The organism is Rhodococcus sp. C3V, assembly GCF_029269915.1.
Taxonomy (GTDB): Bacteria; Actinomycetota; Actinomycetes; order Mycobacteriales; family Mycobacteriaceae; genus Rhodococcus_F; species Rhodococcus_F qingshengii.
This window is the reverse complement of sequence record NZ_JARJBE010000001.1, coordinates 931793-946508: the sequence shown is the minus strand read 5'-3', so window position 1 is coordinate 946508 and position 14716 is coordinate 931793. Positions and strand designations below refer to the sequence as shown.

Here is a 14716-nt window from a genome sequence, read left to right as displayed (position 1 = left end):
TCGAGCTCTCGTACCCGGCAGTAACCGAGCGAACTCGGACCGATCCGGCATACCGTGGAGCAATGACCGACGAATTCGATGTCATCGTGATCGGCGGTGGACCCGCCGGCGAGAACGCCGCCGCATACGCCATCGCCGGAAGTAATCGCACCGCCGCAATCGTGGAACACGAACTGGTCGGCGGTGAATGCTCGTATTGGGCCTGTATGCCCAGCAAGGCACTACTGCGCCCGGGGCAGGTCCTCGAGGCGGCCGACGCCTTGCCCGGGATCCCGGCCGGACCGCTGGACGTCGATGCCGTTCTGAAACGGCGCGACTCGTTCACCCACAACCACGACGACTCGTCCCAGGTCGACTGGGCAACCTCCGCGGGCATCACCGTGATCAAAGGCCACGGGGTCATCGACGGCGAGCGAGCAGTGACCGTCGACGGGACCCGTAAGCTCCGTGCCCGCCAGGCCGTCGTACTAGCCACGGGAACGACCGCCACCGTCCCGAAGACACCGGGATTGCGCGAGGCACTCCCGTGGACCTCGCGCGACGCCACCAACCTGCACGAGGTTCCGTCGCGAGTGGCGGTCATCGGCGGCGGAGTGGTCGCAACGGAGTGCGCAACGTGGTTGTCGTCGTTCGGCGCTCACGTGACGTTGCTCGTGAGGGGCGATGCTCTGTTGAAATCAGCAGAACCGTTTGCCGGAACGATGGTGGCCGAAGCACTCGGCGCCCGCGGTGTGGACGTTCGACTGAGCACTGCCGTCAACTCGGTCTCACGCCCCGATGCCAAGGCCACCGGCGAAGGTCACATCCACGGTGGACCCGTCAGCATCGAGACATCGTCCGGCGTGATCGAAGTCGACGAGGTCATCGTCGCGGCGGGCCGCGGGCCGACATCTGCCGATCTCGGCTTGTCTGTCATCGGCCTCGAGGACGGCAAGTACGTCACGACCGACGATCACCTCTGCGCCCAAGGTGAATGGCTCTACGCAGTCGGCGACATCAACGGTCGTTCTCCCCTCACCCACATGGGCAAGTATCAGGCGAGAGTCTGCGGAGACGTCATCGCCGCGCGGGCCGAGAGTCGCGGGCTCAGTGGACCTCGATACACCGCGTCGGCGGACAACGGACAGGTCCCCCAGGTGGTGTTCACCTCACCCGAGATCGCCTGGGTGGGACGCACCGAGAAGAAAGCTCGCGACGACGGCTACGACGTCGAAGTCGTGGAGATCGAACTCGCCGTCGCGGGATCTTCGCTGCTGCGCGACGACTACTCGGGGCGCGCGAAGTTGGTGATCGACAAGGCCACCGACGTGATCCTCGGCGCTACCTTCGCCGGGCCCGAAGTATCCGAGCTGGTGCATGCGGCGACAATCGCGGTCGTCGGCGCCGTACCACTGGAAACTCTCTGGCATGCGGTGCCCTCGTATCCGACGGTCAGTGAAGTCTGGCTTCGATTGCTGGAGGCTCGCCGCTGACGCGCTCCCGAAGTACGTATAGTCGCGACATGGCGTCCGACATACTTGTGACCACGGCCGACGGCACCCTGCGCGGCCGCCGGGTGGGAAAACTTCGTGCCTGGCGCGGAATTCCCTACGCCCGGCCGCCGGTCGGAACACTGCGTCTGACGCGACCCCAGCCGGTCACGCCGTGGACCGGAGAACGCGACGCGACCAGGTTCGGCGACGCGTCTGTCCAACACAAGAAGGGGCTGTTGCTCGCGCCCGGGAAGTACCAGCCGAGCAGCGAGGACTGCCTGACGCTCAACGTGCTCGCCCCCGCGAACACCGGCAATACTCCGCGTCCCGTCATGGTTTTCATCCACGGTGGGGCAAACACCATCGGGACCTCGGCCACCGGCTTGTACTCGGGCGTGTCCCTCGTCGAACGCGGCGACGTCGTCTACGTCTCGATCAACTACCGGCTCGGCGCTCTGGGCTACCTCGATTTCACACCCTTCTCCACATCCGAGCGCGTATTCGACTCCAACCTCGGACTGCGCGATCAGGTCGCGGCCCTGCAGTGGGTGCAACGCAACATCGCCGCATTCGGTGGGGATCCAGAAAAAGTCACGATTTTCGGTGAATCCGCCGGAGCCACCGCCGTCACCACCCTGATGGCGACTCCGGCCGCCAAGGGACTCTTCGCCGGCGCTATCGCCGAGAGTTCGGCTCCGGATCTGGTCTCGAGCACGCAGCGATCGCATGCCTGGGGCGCGCGTTTCGTCGAGATCCTCAATTCCGGCCTACCACCCGCGAAGGCCCTGACCTCGGCGACAGCCGTCGAATTGGGCAGAGCCGGAAGCAGACTGGGCGCCGAGGTACTCGCGAACACACCTGGACTACATCCCTTCGGACCGGTCGTCGACGGCGACTTCCTCCCGCGCTCCCCCTTGGACGCATTCAAAGAAGGATCGGCACACCAGGTGCCGATGATCATCGGCACCAACAGACGGGAGGGGACGCTGTTCCCGAAGGTGCTCGACGCACTTCCGACCAACCCGTCACGCATCGACACCATGTTTGCCCTCACCGATCCCGAGGCCGGGAAGCGCATCCTCGCAACCTATCCCGGCTACCCGGACGAGCAGTCCGCGATCGACGTCGGCGGAGACGTCACGTTCTGGCACCCGTCCGTGGAGTTGATGCAAGCGCACGCACAATCGGCGCCGACATACGCCTACCGATTCGACTTCGCGCCGACGATGATGCGCTGGCTCGGCCTCGACGCCACCCACGGATTCGAGATGTTTGCAGTCTTCGGCATCGGTGACACCCTTGTCGGGCGCGGCCTCACCCTTCCCGGCGGTCGACGCGGACTGCGCGCAGTCACCGAATCTGTTCAGGGACACTGGCTTCACTTCGCCGAGCACGGCTCGCCGCGCGGATCCTGGCCGCGCTACGAGGGGCAGGAGCGTCGGACCATGATCTTCGACGAGATCGTCCGCGTCGAGAACGATCCCAGACGTGAACAACGCTTGGCCTGGGCGGGATACAGCGGTTACCGCAGTCACGGCACCGACATCTCCCTACCGTGACGAGCCCTCTCGAGATCACTCTCGATTCCGGAGTCGTGCGCGGGCGCCTCGATCGAGGACTGCGCACCTGGCGAGCTATCCCCTACGCAGCGGCCCCGACCGGTCCTTGGAGATTTCGCGCACCACAGCCGGTCGAGGCTTGGAATGGTGTCCGCCCGGCGGAAGCATTCGGCTCTCCGTCTCCGCAGCGCAAGAGCAACTTCGACGAGAACTCACTCTTCGTCAATGTCGTGGCCCCGCAGGTACCGTCGGATTCGTTGCGACCGGTCATGGTCTTCATTCACGGCGGCGCGTACAACGGCGGGAATCCGTCGACGCCCATGTACCGCGGAACGAGCCTGGTCGAACGTGGCGACATCGTCTACGTCTCGATCCAATATCGTCTCGGCGCGTTGGGCTACCTCGATTTCAGTGAATATTCCACTGCGGAAAGATCGTTCGAGACGAACCTCGGATTGCGCGATCAGATCGCCGCGATGACGTGGGTCCAACGCAACATCGCCGCTTTCGGCGGCGACCCGAACGCCGTCACCGTCTTCGGTGAATCGTCCGGCGCCAACGCGGTCACCACTCTGATGGCAACGCCGGCGGCACGAGGACTGTTCGCCCGGGCCATCGCTCAAAGTCCGCCGGCTGCTTCGGCATACGGAAAAGAGCGAGCGCACGGTTGGGCACGCGAGTTCCTCGAGATCGCACAGGCTCCGGATACCGATCCGGGATCGTGGCTGCGCTCCGCTTCGGTGAAGGACCTGGTCGCTGCCGGCGAAGAACTTGCGCGCCGCGGCGCGGACGAAGAACCCGGAACGCGGGCATTTGCCCCCGTGGTGGGTGACGACGTCCTTCCCGAACACCCGCTCGACGTGTTCGCCGCCGGACGCGCCCACCCCGTTCCGCTGCTCGTCGGTTCGAATCTCCACGAGGGAAGAATCTTCCCGCGCGTTCTCGACATCTTGCCTACCGACCCGGTTCGGATCGAGAAGATGTTCTCCCACACCACCCCTGAAGTGAAAGCACGTGCGCTCGCGGCGTATCCCACGTATCCGCACCGGTTTGCTGCCGCAGATCTCGGCGGCGACATCACGTTCTGGGAGCCCGCGATACTCTGCGCACAGGGTCATTGCCAGGTAGCTCCTACCTACAGTTACCGCTACGATTTTGCGCCTCGCCTGCTCAGACTCGTCGGCATGGGCGCTACCCACGCCACCGAATTGCTTGCGGTCTTCGGGCGTTCGGATGCACTCACCGCGGCCTTGACAGCGGTCGGTGGGCGCCGCGGACTGACTGCGGTGACCTCCACCATGCAGCGCCACTGGATCCATTTCGCCCGCCACGGAGTGCCGGACCGGGATTGGCCCGCCTACTCCGTACCGGAGCGGCAAACAATGATCTTCGACGAGACGTCCCGAGTGGAGAACGACCCGATGGGTGAGCGTCGACGGGCTTGGATCGGCTACGAGCACAGGCGCTGAAGCCCGATCAGAAGAACTGACCTTTCACGAAACCTGCGAGTAGTACGGCAAATCCGCCCACCTCACCGAGGATCAGCAGAAACATCCCGAGGTGCAGGGGCGGACCGGCGGACTCGAACTGATTGTCGGTGTCCTTCATCGCACCGTGAGCGATGTAGCTGAATATCGCTGCGAGAAAGAAGAACACGACCACTGCGGCACTGGTCAGGTTGATCCACGTCGGCCACGCACTGAGTTCGACGAACACCGCGATCAGCAGCGTCGCAAACGAGTACATCAGGGCAGCGCGGTGTGCGATGTCGACATACGGATGGGCGAGGTGATTGTCCGAAGTGGCCATCTGTCGGTATTTCCAGATTCCCAGGCACAGGGAGAGAAGGAAGATCAGACCGGCCGTGAGAAGCGTCAGTGTCGTGTCGATCCCCAGCGTCATCTGCCCACCCCGCAGTGCGTTTCCAGCGAGTCACCGCTGGGTGATCCAGCCGAAGGCTTGTCGTAGACGACAACCAGCACCACCGCACGATCCGCCGACACCGACCGCATCCGGTGCGGCGTATTCGCGTCGAAGTACAAGCTGTCGCCGGCGTCGAGGTGCATCGTCTGCCCGGGGATTTCGAATTCCACGGATCCGGAATGCACGAACACGAACTCCTCTCCCGTGTGGTCCATGAACTTGGGACCCATCACCGAGGCCGGATGAACCACGAACGGCTGCATGGCCTTTCCGACCAGTGAGGGCGCGATCGGATCGTAGACGGAAGACTGCACGGAGTTGGCCGGGTCGATCACGCGGTCCTTCGCGCGCACGATCGTCATGGCATTTCCCTCCATACTGTCCGAGAACAGTTGCCCCACATCGGCGTCGAGCACACGCGCAATCTTGAGTGCCACCGCGATCGACGGGGTACTGATACCCCGCTCGACCTTGGAGAGATAGCTCTTCGTCAGACCGGTCTGCTCGGCCAGGCCCTCGAGCGTCAGACCGGCGCGACGCCGATGTGTTCGCAAAAACGCTGCCATTCGGTTCCCCTCACGCGACTTTGTGTCATCACCCTACCAATACATTGACCTGCGGCGATCAGCGATGCAGGAATCGAGGGTTGCGCATTTCCGTCCTATATGACACTTTGTGTCTTATAGGTGACTGAATGTCATTGATTTCCGGGTCCCGAGAAAGGCACACCCCATGACCGACACGATGCATGCGAGCAAGCAGGAACTCATGGCCACCGCCGAGACGAAGATGCTCACCGAAGTAACGACAGGTAGTTGGACTCTTCGACAGAAGATCGCACTGACCTGCCGGGCACTGTCGGACGCCGGCCACGACTCCGGCCTTGCCGGACAGATCTCCGCCCGCGGTGGGCAGCCAGGAACGTTTGTCACACAGCGACTCGGCCTCGGGTTCGACGAGATCACCGAGGACAACCTCCTGCTCGTCAACGAGGATCTCGAAGTCCTCGACGGGGAAGGCATGCCGAACCCCGCCAACAGGTTCCACAGTTGGATCTACCGCGCACGACCCGACGTCAACTGCATCGTCCACACACACCCACTACATGCGACGGCGCTGTCGATGCTCGAGATTCCCCTCGTCGTCTCCCAAATGGACATCGCGCCGCTCTACGACGACTGCGCATTTCTCGCCGACTGGCCCGGGGTTCCCGTGGGAAACGAGGAGGGCGAGATCATTTCGGCTGCACTCGGCGACAAGCGGGCAATTCTGCTCGCCCACCACGGCCAACTCGTCGTCGGCAACACGGTCGAAGAGGCATGCTCTCTCGGGCATCTGATCGAGCGAGCGGCCAGACTGCAGTTGCTGGCGATGGCTGCCGGAGACATCAAGCCGCTACCGCCTCGCCTGGCGAAGGAGGCACACGATTGGACACTGACTCCTCGGCGCAGCGAGGCGAACTTCGCTTACTACGCCCGTCGCGCTCTCCGCAATCATCCCGACACACTGACCAACTGACTTTTGTTTCCCACCAACAGAACTGAGAGCCTCATGAGCAGCACCATCAAGGGAATCGTCGCCTATCCCATCACCCCGTTCGACCGGGACACCGGAGCATTCGACCCCAAGCCGCTACACACGCTCCTCGACAGCATGATCAGCAGTGGTGTCGACGCGATAGCCCCACTCGGCAGTACCGGCGAGAGCGCCTATCTCGACGATGCAGAGTGGGAGACGGTCGCTCGGGAGACTGTCGACTACGTCGACCGCCGAGTCTCCACCGTCGTCGGAGTGTCGGATCTGACTACGGCGGGAGCACTCCGCCGAGCATCGATCGCGGCAGACGCCGGAGCCGACGCAATGATGATCCTCCCCACGTCGTACTGGCATCTGGGTGAGCAGGAGATTCGTGAACACGTCACCGCGGTGGCCGATTCCGTCGACATTCCCACGATGATCTACAACAATCCGGCCACCACCGGGATCGACATGTCGCCGGAGTTTCTCGTCGATCTCGTCTCCACCGTCGACGGCATCACGATGATCAAGGAATCCACCGGCGACATCACCCGGATGAACCGCATCAACGAACTGAGCGGTGGCACGATCCCCTTCTTCAACGGCAGCAATCCTCTTGCACTGCAATCTTTCTCTGCCGGTGCAAGCGGATGGTGCACGGCAGCCCCGTGTCTGGCCCCCGAACAGGTGGTGCACTTCTGGCGTCTACTCGAATCCGGTGATCGGTCGGGTGCCGCCGCTGTGTTCGAACAGATCGAGCCGCTACTGAAGGTCCTCGTCAGTCGCGGACTGCCGTCGACGGTCAAAGCCGGGTTGGAATCTCTCGGCGTCGACGCCGGCCTTCCCCGCCGGCCCCTGCTGTCCCTCGACGACAACACCAGGACAGCTTTGTCCGACGCTCTGTCGGTGGCTCGCGGTGTAATCGTCGCGTCGTGACCTGACGTGGGAGTGGGTTCCGGCAAGATGGGATGCACACCGACCGAAGGAGGGGCACCATGTCCGTAGATTCACGGTCTGCGAGGATCGCCGTCACCGGCGCGACCGGTCATATCGGCGGACTGGTGGCCCGGTCGTTGGCCGACGCCGGTGTCCCGCAGCGGCTGATCGCACGGTCGGCCAACCGATTACCGCAGCTCCCCGGTGCCGATTCGGCCGAGACCACGTACGGGGATCAGGAGCGCGCTCTCGCGGCTCTGGCCGGAATCGACACCCTCTTCATGGTCTCGGCGGCCGAAAGCGCAGATCGCCTGGATCAGCACCGCACCTTCATCGACGCCGCCGCGGAGGCCGGGGTCAGGCACATCGTGTACACGTCTTTCCTCGGCGCTGCTCCGGACGCGACGTTCACGCTCGCTCGCGATCACTGGGTCACCGAAGAACATATCCGCGCTTCCGGGCTCGCATTCACCTTCCTGCGCGACAGCTTCTACCTCGATTTCCTACCCGCTCTCGCCGGTGAAGACGGTGTGATCCGCGGACCCGCAGGGGACGGTCTCGTCGGCGCGGTAGCGCGCTCCGACATTGCTGCCGTCGCTGTGTCGGTTCTGCAGGATCTGGATTCTCATGTCGGACAGACGTACAACCTGACCGGACGGGAGGCACTGACGCTCTTCGAGGCCGCGAGCATCATCACCGAAGTCACCGGCAAGCGAACCACGTACGTCGAGGAAACGCTCGAGGAAGCTTACGAATCGCGGGCGTCGTACAACGCACCCGCTTGGGAACTCGACGCATGGGTGTCGACGTACACCGCAATCGCGCAGGGTGAATTGGCGCTGATCACGGGCACCGTGGAGGACCTTGTCGGCCGGCCTGCGCTCACGCTGCGTGAATTCCTCACAGCAGAAACCGCCTGATGCCACCACGCAAAGCAACCACGGCACGCAAGGCTGCCGCAAAGAAGGCTGCACCGAAGAAGGCTGCACCCAAGAGGAACACGACCAGAAAGACCGCCCCGAAGAAGACTGTCGCAAAGAAGAGCTCACGCGCGACGATGCCGGATGTGCCGACTGCCGGCCCTGGTGAGAGAGTCTGGCTCCTCGACGTCCCCTTTCGGACGCCGGCGCCTGGTGCACAGTTCGTCAAGAAATGGAAGAGCTACGCGTGGGTCGGTACGGAGTTGCCCGTAGAACTCGCTCCATTCAAGGCACTCCCCTTCTCGTATCAGCAGTGGGTAGAGGACGACATCAATGACAGCACCGGCGAACGTCCCGTTGCTGCACCCAAAATTCCTCGGCCCGAGCAGGTTTCGGGGGCTGCAGCCGTCGTCGATGCCGCTCGCGCCGGCAAACGCGGATTTCTGTTGGCAGACAATGCAGGCCTGGGTAAGACGCTGATCGCAGTGATGTCTGCCAAGACGATTGCCGAGGAGCGCGGCGAAACCAACATCCTCGTCCTCGTCGATCGACCCGCACAGATCACCATTCCGCATTGGCGCTATTCCATCGCCTCGGTGGGCGACGGTGGATTCCGCTGGTTGATCATGTCGCCTGACCAATTGAAGAAGCTGATCGCGCGAAACGGCCGCCCCAAGTACACGTTCGGTGTGGTGATTGCCGACGAGGCCCAGCTATACAGCAACGACACACAGCGCACGGCCGCATTCGAGAAGGTCGCGCGCTTTTCGAATGCTCACGAGCAAGCGCCGTTCGTCCTGTCCGTGACAGCAACACCGGGACACACGCCGGCCGATCAGCGTTACCTGGCACCGCTTTTCGCGCAGCTGCATTCAGAACCTTCGGAGTACTGGTCCGACCTGGGCGCCAGGCTGGTCGAGTCCGGCCTTCCGCTGGACAAGTCCTACGGGAAGTGGACGTGGAGCGCAGAGGCGAAGGAATCACCTGCGCTGCAATCTCGCGCGCTCGAGACCGTGCGTGGGTGGATGTCGAACAGCAAACCGCCCTTGATGATTCATCGACCGACTCCGTGGGGACCCGTTCCGCTCGACGGTATGCCGATCGACCTCACCCATGCCCAGCGCGCCGAGTACGAGACGGAGTGGGCCGAGTACGCCTACGAAATGGGATTGGCCCGCAAGAGTCGCAACATCGCGCGCGGCCGTGCGCTGGTTCTGCGCTACCGACAGAAAGCGGGCATGATCCGCGCCGAGTCGACGGCCCAGTGGGCGCAGGCGCAGGTCAAGGCAGGCAAGCAGGTGTTGGTGGCCGTCGAATTCGTCTCCACGGCAGGTGATCCACTGGTCGAGATGATCGAAGACGCCGGGATCTCGGTGGCAAAACTGTTCGGTGCGGTGCCGGACAAGGAGGGTCAACGTCTGCGGTTTCAACGCGGGGACGCACCGGTCATCGTCTTCAATGTCACGACCTCGATCTCGCTCCATGCCAACGAAGCACTCCCGGACGGCACTCACGCGTCCCCGTTGCCACGGACGGGAATATTTCATCAACCGCGCTACTCAGGGATCGCGGCAGAACAGACGTTCGGTCGGTCGCATCGCGACTACCAGACGTGCCCGTGGGTCATACCCTTCGGCGTGGGCACCAAGGAAGAGGACGTCGCCACGGTCATGTTGCGCAATCTCAATTCGGTCACAGGTCTGAAAGGTGGTGATCGATCCGGTCTGCGGTCGCTGTCCGAACTGCTCGGCGTCGAGTGGCTCGAGCCTGATGTCTTGACCTCGGAGGGTTGATCTTCCAACGACCGTCCAACGCGCACAAACGAACGGTTTCGGCGGTATGCCCCAATTCCACTCCACCAAAACCGAATTCGGCTGACCGCTTCATTCCTTTCGGGACCTTGGGACTCAGGTATCTGTGACCTGACGTGGCAGACTCTTCCGAGTCGAGGTGCACCAGCCTCGAAACAGTGCCGAGAATGCGAGGGGTCCGATGCGCAATATCTACCGGTCATTGATGCGCAATGTCGGCCATACACAATGGTTCTCGGATCTCGGCAAGGATCTGGTTCCGCTCGATCGAGCAGTGCAGAGAGTGTCGGGAGGCAAGCTCTCGCTGGTCGGAGAGAACACCGTGACTCAGCTACTGCTCACCACGACGGGCCGTAAGACCGGCCGTTCTCGCACCACGCCACTCCTGTACGCACCCGACGGCGATGCGTTTGTCGTCGTCGGTTCGAACTGGGGGCAGGATACGCATCCAGCATGGACACTCAATTTGATGGCAAACCCCACCGCGATCGTGACAGTGAAGGGCGTCGAAATACCGGTCGGTGCGAGTCTGGCGGAGGGCGCCACGCGTAAGAAGCTGTGGGAGCTCGCGACCACCACGTGGCCGCCGTACGAAACCTACGCCGATCGAGCATTCGGGCGCCAGATCCGCGTATTTCGACTCCAACCTGTCAAATAACTGCTGCCGGGCGCAGGATGGGAAGGACCACCCTGCCGATCTCAGGAGCATTCGCGAATGTCCACAGCACTGACTCACGCAGAAGACACACAGATCACAGCTTCCAACGGGCGGATCGCACTGGAGCCGAACCCCCGCCGAATTCGAGCCTTCTTCGCTGGTCACGCCGTCGCAGACACCACTCGTTCGGTATACCTTTTCGAACGCGGCCGCCTGCCGATGTACTACATCCCCCTCGCGGACGTTCGTACCGAATTCCTCGTCCCGACGTCGACGACCACCCATTGCCCGTGGAAAGGTGACGCCACCTATTGGACGATCGAGATCGGAGACCGCCGGGCCGAGGACGCCATCTGGACCTACCCTGAACAGCTCGACGGTTCCCTGGATCTGAGTGAGTACGTCGCATTCTATTGGGATCGCATGGACGCCTGGTACGAGGAGGATCAACAGGTCTTTGTCCACGCCCGCGATCCATACGTACGTATCGACGCACTCCCCTCGTCCCGCCACGTCCAGGTCTTTGTCGGCGACGTACTGGTCGCCGAGACGAGACGACCCAGACTGCTCTTCGAAACCGGACTGCCCACGCGGTACTACATTCCGAGAATCGACGTTCGCAGCGAGTACTTTGCGCCGTCCCCGACCACCACGGCCTGCCCCTACAAGGGCACTGCGTCGTATCTGTCGTTCACCGGCACAACCGAACTCGCTCCGATCGAGGATCTGGCGTGGTTCTATCCGTTCACTACCGCCGAAGCGTCCGGGATCGACGACCACATGTCGTTCTATCCCGAACGCGTCGGCAAGATCCTGGTGGACGGTGCCGAAATCTGAAAGGTGCTGGAGCCGAGAAGGTGTGGGTGCCTACCCCACTGAAACAGGGGATTCCGGGATTCGCAGTTCAGCCGTCTCCAGTCGGCGATCATGCACCCACACCATCGCCGTTGCAACGGAGAAGACCAACCCGGCGATGCATACTCCGTTCCAGCCGTACGACTTCCACACCACTGATCCCACCGCCGAGCCCACGGCAGCACCGACGAAGTAGGTGGTCATGTACACGGAATTCACACGCGAACGTGCTTCGGGGACAAGGGCGTAGATCACGTTCTGGTTGCTGACGTGCACTCCCTGCAGCGCGAGATCGGCAAGGACGATGGCAACGAGAAACCACACCACGTGGGTGGCACCGGCGACAAATGGAAGCCACGACACCAAGAGAATCGCGATGGCGCCGCCGGTCGCCAGCTGACCCAATCCCCGATCGGCCAGCCTGCCCGCCACCGTCGCCATCAAAGCTCCCGCCACACCGAGTAGTCCGACCAAGCCGATTTGAGTGTCGCTGTAGCCGAATTCGCCGGACAGAAGAAAGGCCATCGTCGTGAAGACGGTGCTGACAGCAGCAAAAGCCAGTCCGCCCATGGCCGATCGGGTTCTCAGGCGCGGCAGGGTCGCAGCCAACTTCCCTACCGAAGCGAGCGTTGCGCGGTAGCTTGCCTTCGGGCGATCTGCGGAATCGGAAGGCAGAGATCGCCACAATGCCACGGCCATCACCACCATCAGCACCGCCGCAACCTTGTATACCGTCGACCAACCTCCCAGTCCGGAGAGGACGCCGGCAACGCTGCGCGCCAGCAGGATTCCGATCAGCAGTCCACTCATGATCGTGCCGACCACCTGACCGGACCTCTCAGGTTCGGCCAGTGAGGCGGCAAACGGAATCAGCACCTGGGCGGCGACCGAAAAGACTCCAGCGACAGCGATTCCCACTGCAAGCGTGGCAAAGTTGGGCGCAAATCCGCTGACCGCTTGACCGGTCGCCGCCAGCAGCATGAGCCCTACCGTCAGCTTGCGTCGGTCCACCATGTCGCCCACCGGAACCAGAAGTATCAATCCGAGTGCATACGCGACCTGCGCGATGGTCACCGTCGCGGCCGCTGCGGAGGCCGACACATTCAGGTGATCTGCGATGGAATCGAGGAGTGGCTGGTTGAAATAGTTACCGCCCGCGCACAGGCCCGTCGCTGCAGCCATCAGCAGCACTATCGGTAGTCCGAGCCTCGGACGCGCGTCGCTTGAAATCATGTCGTCAAGCATGACCGCCTACACCGACGCGCGTCCAATAGATAGATATGCATGATCTATCTCCAGAAACGATAGATTGGTGCAATGGAACTACGTCACATCCGCTACGCCCTGGCAGTCGCGGAAGACAGACACTTCAGCCGAGCAGCGTCGCGGTTGCACGTTTCCCAGTCCGCCTTGAGTGCCCAGGTCAGAGACCTCGAAAAGGAACTGGGAGTCGAATTGTTCAACCGGAACAGCCGAAACGTCGGCCTGACTGCTGCAGGCGAGGTTTTTGTCGCCCGCTCCCGCGAGGTACTCGGCGCCGTGTCGAGACTCGTCAGTGATGTCTCCGCACGGAGCAACGAGCAAGTGCGGTTGACGGTCGGCACCATCACCTCGGCGGGGCGCGTCGACGTCGGACGCGCGCTGGCAGATCTGACACGGCGCCACCCTGCAATCAACATCACCGCGCGACCGTACGGCAGTGAAGTAGTTATCGAAGGAGTCCGGTCCGGTGCAATCGACGTCGGCATTGTCGGATTGGCCGCAGGTCGCCTACCCAAGAGCTTTGCCGCCGCGCCACTGTGGAGTGAACCCACCGCAGCGTTCGTTGCTCCCGACCATCCCTTTGCCCAGGCTTCGTCGATCAGGCTCGAAGACCTACGCGATCACACTCTCGTGGACTTCGCCTCCGGCAGCGAGGCCCGGGTCCAAACCGACCAAGCCTTCGCCGAATCACAGGTCCCTCGGGGAAAAACACTTGAAGCCAACTCGGTAGACCTGATCTGTTCACTGACCGCCAACGGCCTGGGCGTAGGTTTGCTCCCCCAGTCCATGAGCGCCCTGCACTCCGAATTGGTCTGTATTCCGATCACCGATGCGCCGCATCGGATCGTCCACGCAATCACCGAACCCACCCATTCGTCGGCACTCGCCCGCGAGTTCGTCGAACTACTCGCAGCGCAGTTCGCTACTTGAGCAGTTTCGACATTCGCCTGTCCGCCAACGGCTTACCGCCGGTCTGGCACGTCGCGCAGTATTGAAAAGAACGCTCCGCGAACGACACTTCGCGTACGACGTCACCGCACACCGGGCACGGAAGTCCGGTACGAGCATGTACTCGCATCCCCGAGCGTTTCTCACCCTTGAGCCGGGCCGCGTCCTGACCTTCCGAACGCTCGATCGCGTCGGCCAGCGTGGATCGCATCACGGCATACAGCGTCGAAATCTGATCCGGCGTCAGCCGCGACGAGGTCGCGAATGGCGAGAGTTTCGCGGTGTGGAGGATCTCGTCCGAGTAGGCGTTCCCGATACCGGCGATCAACGACTGATCGACTATCGAGTTCTTGATCCGCGCCGACGTTCCGCCCAGAATCTGTGCGAACTCGGCTTCGGTCACAGCCATCGCGTCCGGCCCCAACCGGGCGATGCCCGGAACCTCCTGCGGATCGTTCACGACCCAGACGGCGAGGCGTTTCTTGGTGCCGGCTTCGGTGAGATCGAATGCCGGCGTCGAACCTTCGGGTGTGAAGAAATGAACGCGCAGCGCCAACGGCCCCTTCCCCGGCTTCGGCGGCGTCGCCGATGGATTGTCCAGCCAGCGCATCCAGCCGGCACGGGAGAGATGCGTGACCAACCACAGCCCGTCGCAATCCAGAGCCAGATGCTTCCCGAAGCGGGCGGCGCCCGTGACGTCACGCCCCTGCAGAGCAGTGATCGGCGGATCGAAGGTCTTGAGCACACTCAATGCAGCGATGTCGACGCGTCCCACCACTGCGCCGACCGCGTGCTGACGAAGGAACCCTGCCAGCGCTTCCACCTCGGGTAGTTCAGGCATGGCAACAGACTA

The 14716-nt window shown here is 62.8% G+C and carries 14 protein-coding genes; 10 read left to right on the top strand and 4 right to left on the bottom strand.

The genetic code is table 11. The features are described 5' to 3' along the window. Positions 1 to 62 precede the first annotated feature (62 nt). From P3G66_RS04690 to P3G66_RS04680, 3 genes are read left to right on the top strand one after another with little or no spacing between them, the layout of a single operon-like run. Positions 63 to 1472 (top strand): NAD(P)/FAD-dependent oxidoreductase, encoded by a 1410-nt coding sequence (locus tag P3G66_RS04690; protein WP_276116274.1) that lies wholly within the window; start codon positions 63 to 65, stop codon positions 1470 to 1472. 29 nt (positions 1473 to 1501) lie between these two features. Next, on the top strand, positions 1502 to 3031 hold the full coding sequence (locus P3G66_RS04685) for a carboxylesterase/lipase family protein (protein ID WP_003946388.1): 1530 nt from the start codon (positions 1502 to 1504) through the stop codon (positions 3029 to 3031). Beyond that, positions 3028 to 4500, top strand: coding sequence for a carboxylesterase/lipase family protein (locus P3G66_RS04680; protein ID WP_276116256.1), 1473 nt, complete (start codon positions 3028 to 3030; stop codon positions 4498 to 4500). Before P3G66_RS04685 ends, P3G66_RS04680 begins: the two co-directional genes overlap by 4 nt. A 7-nt stretch (positions 4501 to 4507) precedes the next feature. Here P3G66_RS04680 and P3G66_RS04675 read toward each other — a convergent pair whose 3' ends face one another. After that, a complete protein-coding gene (locus tag P3G66_RS04675) occupies positions 4508 to 4933 on the bottom strand; it encodes a hypothetical protein (RefSeq protein WP_276116255.1) in 426 nt (141 codons plus the stop codon). Beyond that, positions 4930 to 5520: an XRE family transcriptional regulator gene (locus P3G66_RS04670; RefSeq protein WP_003946400.1), complete on the bottom strand. Its 591-nt coding sequence runs from the start codon at positions 5518 to 5520 to the stop codon at positions 4930 to 4932. The genes P3G66_RS04675 and P3G66_RS04670 overlap by 4 nt, the downstream gene beginning before the upstream one ends. Positions 5521 to 5686: 166 nt before the next feature. On the opposite strand from P3G66_RS04670, the gene P3G66_RS04665 reads away from it, so the two are divergent. The 6 genes from P3G66_RS04665 to P3G66_RS04640 all read left to right on the top strand — a co-directional run bounded on the left by P3G66_RS04665 (position 5687) and on the right by P3G66_RS04640 (position 11634). After that, on the top strand, positions 5687 to 6472 hold the full coding sequence (locus P3G66_RS04665; protein WP_030534888.1) for an aldolase: 786 nt from the start codon (positions 5687 to 5689) through the stop codon (positions 6470 to 6472). Between the two features lie 33 nt (positions 6473 to 6505). Further along, a complete protein-coding gene (locus tag P3G66_RS04660; RefSeq protein WP_276116254.1) occupies positions 6506 to 7408 on the top strand; it encodes a dihydrodipicolinate synthase family protein in 903 nt (300 codons plus the stop codon). 59 nt (positions 7409 to 7467) lie between these two features. Then, positions 7468 to 8328 carry an SDR family oxidoreductase gene (locus tag P3G66_RS04655; protein ID WP_276116253.1) on the top strand — a complete coding sequence of 287 codons (861 nt, stop codon included), beginning with the start codon at positions 7468 to 7470 and terminating at the stop codon, positions 8326 to 8328. Continuing rightward, positions 8328 to 10121, top strand: a complete 1794-nt coding sequence (locus tag P3G66_RS04650) for a DEAD/DEAH box helicase family protein (protein ID WP_007727645.1) — start codon at positions 8328 to 8330, stop codon at positions 10119 to 10121. Before P3G66_RS04655 ends, P3G66_RS04650 begins: the two co-directional genes overlap by 1 nt. 199 nt (positions 10122 to 10320) lie before the next feature. Beyond that, positions 10321 to 10797, top strand: coding sequence for a nitroreductase/quinone reductase family protein (locus P3G66_RS04645; protein WP_003946395.1), 477 nt, complete (start codon positions 10321 to 10323; stop codon positions 10795 to 10797). A 57-nt stretch (positions 10798 to 10854) separates the two neighbouring features. Beyond that, a complete protein-coding gene (locus P3G66_RS04640) occupies positions 10855 to 11634 on the top strand; it encodes a DUF427 domain-containing protein (protein ID WP_276116252.1) in 780 nt (259 codons plus the stop codon). Between the two features lie 30 nt (positions 11635 to 11664). Here the strand turns inward: P3G66_RS04640 and P3G66_RS04635 are convergent, their stop codons facing one another. Further along, a complete protein-coding gene (locus P3G66_RS04635) occupies positions 11665 to 12897 on the bottom strand; it encodes an MFS transporter (RefSeq protein ID WP_276116251.1) in 1233 nt (410 codons plus the stop codon). Positions 12898 to 12969: 72 nt separating this feature from the next. On the opposite strand from P3G66_RS04635, the gene P3G66_RS04630 reads away from it, so the two are divergent. Next, positions 12970 to 13845, top strand: a complete 876-nt coding sequence (locus P3G66_RS04630; RefSeq protein ID WP_276116250.1) for a LysR family transcriptional regulator — start codon at positions 12970 to 12972, stop codon at positions 13843 to 13845. On the opposite strand, the gene P3G66_RS04625 is transcribed toward P3G66_RS04630, so the two are convergent. Then, the gene (locus tag P3G66_RS04625) at positions 13838 to 14704 is read right to left on the bottom strand and encodes a DNA-formamidopyrimidine glycosylase family protein (protein WP_003946349.1); all 867 of its coding nucleotides are present in this window, start codon (positions 14702 to 14704) and stop codon (positions 13838 to 13840) included. The two genes, P3G66_RS04630 and P3G66_RS04625, sit on opposite strands and share 8 nt — an antisense overlap. Positions 14705 to 14716: the final 12 nt, after the last annotated feature.